This is a genomic window from Phocaeicola faecalis (assembly GCF_021730445.1).
Lineage (GTDB): Bacteria > Bacteroidota > Bacteroidia > Bacteroidales > Bacteroidaceae > Phocaeicola > Phocaeicola faecalis.
In genome coordinates this window covers 1-1,972 of the sequence record NZ_JADNRM010000046.1, presented here as the reverse complement: position 1 = coordinate 1,972, position 1,972 = coordinate 1, and the positions used below count along the sequence as shown (strand labels likewise).

3 protein-coding genes and 1 pseudogene are annotated in these 1,972 nt (G+C 32.8%); all 4 read right to left on the bottom strand.

The features are described 5' to 3' along the window. Window positions 1-238: pseudogene (locus tag IR173_RS17950) on the bottom strand (S26 family signal peptidase); the annotation flags it as partial. 72 nt (window positions 239-310) lie between these two features. Further along, the gene (locus IR173_RS17945; RefSeq protein ID WP_229031868.1) at window positions 311-1,378 is read right to left on the bottom strand and encodes a BF3164 family lipoprotein; all 1,068 of its coding nucleotides are present in this window, start codon (window positions 1,376-1,378) and stop codon (window positions 311-313) included. 59 nt (window positions 1,379-1,437) lie between these two features. Continuing rightward, window positions 1,438-1,674, bottom strand: coding sequence for an NVEALA domain-containing protein (locus IR173_RS17940; protein ID WP_237040867.1), 237 nt, complete (start codon window positions 1,672-1,674; stop codon window positions 1,438-1,440). Window positions 1,675-1,863: 189 nt separating this feature from the next. After that, a partial coding sequence (locus IR173_RS17935) for a DUF1573 domain-containing protein (RefSeq protein WP_237039624.1) occupies window positions 1,864-1,972 on the bottom strand: 109 nt, incomplete at its 5' end.

The window sequence follows — 1,972 nt, the reverse complement described above, 5'->3', positions numbered from 1 at the left end:
CCTCTATCCCGCGTATCCTATAGAATCCGTTCCTTATTTCCAGCGTATCTCCCGGCAACCGGTGAATCTTCACCTCCTTGCCTTCCAATGCATCCCAGATATTGAAGATGCGGGTTCCCATTATCCATTTGTTCACCAACACATTATCGCCTGCCTGTAAAGCGGGATACATGGAGTCGGAAGGAATATGGAAGGTGGTGAAAGTGTTGACCTGAAAGAAGAACCATAAAATTACCAAGACACAAAGATAAAAGAAAAGGCCCGATTACCTATTTTAGCTAATATTTTATTCTTAAATTTATATTATCAATCACATCTCATACTTCATTAAAATGGATTCCCTCTCATCTTCTGGATACGTTACAGCGTATATGCAATTTGAGATTTCATCTATTGCAATATTTTTTAATAAATTATTAACTTTGAAACCTTCTTTTAAGTTCCCATTCCAATCAAACTTTAAGATGTAACAAACCTTTCCTGTTTTCCCAAAATCTTTATTGGCAATACCCCAATATAAAGCATAAATATGCTCTTTTGTTGAATATAGCATTCTGTAAGTTCGTGTTGTTTCGTCATTTTCTGATGAGCTATAGATATCTTGATTCCCATCTTTAGTATGCCTTGAAACCATTTTAGCATTCATGCTAAAATACTCTCTCACCTTTATAATTTTATTATTTTCAAATCGATAAAAGACGAGTTGGTCATGGAAATATCCCGCAGCAACAAATCGAGATTGATCTAAATTAGTACAGAGAGTCGTTTGGTTTTTTAGAAAAAAACTATTTTCAACTTCCACACCGGTATTATCTCCGGGAAAAACACCAAATTCCGCAATAATATCCGCTTTAGAATTCAATAAAGCAAATTGTTTTGCATTAAAACATCCATTTGCTAAAAAATAATCCCCAAACGCAACAATATCATAGGGACAATCTGCATTAAATCGCACTTTACGATGAAAAGTATTATTATTTATTTGAATCTTATGCTCATTAATTTTATAGAAAGAAACTTGTCTTAGCATTCCATCAAAAAAAGCCAATGAGTTATTTTTTGAATTATAAGTTATATCTCTTAAATTAAGAAATTCATTTGGCCCTTCTCCAATATTAGCAATACGTTCGATTTTATTGGTATTTATCAAATCAATCATCGTTATTTGTTTACCTTCATATTTATCTATCATTAAGAGCTTATTATCCACAATATTCATTTTTAAAGGCCGTCCAATAAACAAATCTGATAAAATTTGTTTTCCCTTTATTGTCTTAAAGTTTTTTGTTGGAAACATTATTTTATTGTTTGATACACTTGTACAAGAAATACACAGCAATAAAAGCAAAAATAATATGTGTTTATATATGAGTTTCATGGTACTTTTATTATAGGAGAGACCTAACTTTTTTAAATCTCTCCTTTTATTTAATGGGATTAATCTTTATTAAGTGTAAATGTACCTAATCCTTCTATAACTAGAGTACAACAATATACTTGTTTATCAGTACTGCAGTCACCACACTTTTGGCTTAATTCTGATTCAGCCAATGCTTCCACATTAGCCAAAGCCAACTCAGACATCACATCCGATTTCTGAGAGTTATACACATTAAATCCTGCTACCAGAGCAAACGCAGCAACAACTGTTGCTTTCAAAATATTCTTTTTCATCTCTTTTCTATGTTTCGATGATTAATAAAAGTTGTTTTCATCTTTTATCGGAAAGAACTCCACCGCAGAAAAAGCAAATACATGACTTGCAGATTCTGATTATTTCCATTAAGTTTGCATCGGACTAATCCTCCTTTCTTTAAGGAGAAACCCAAGGGGAAGAAGAGTTTCTCTAAATCAAAACTCCATTTATTTGGCATTCCCTGCTATCATTAACCGAAGCGGAGATGCCTTTGTATTGCAATACACGGTTATCATCTTGTTAAAATGACCTTTTTCTTCTGCCTCATACGTCACT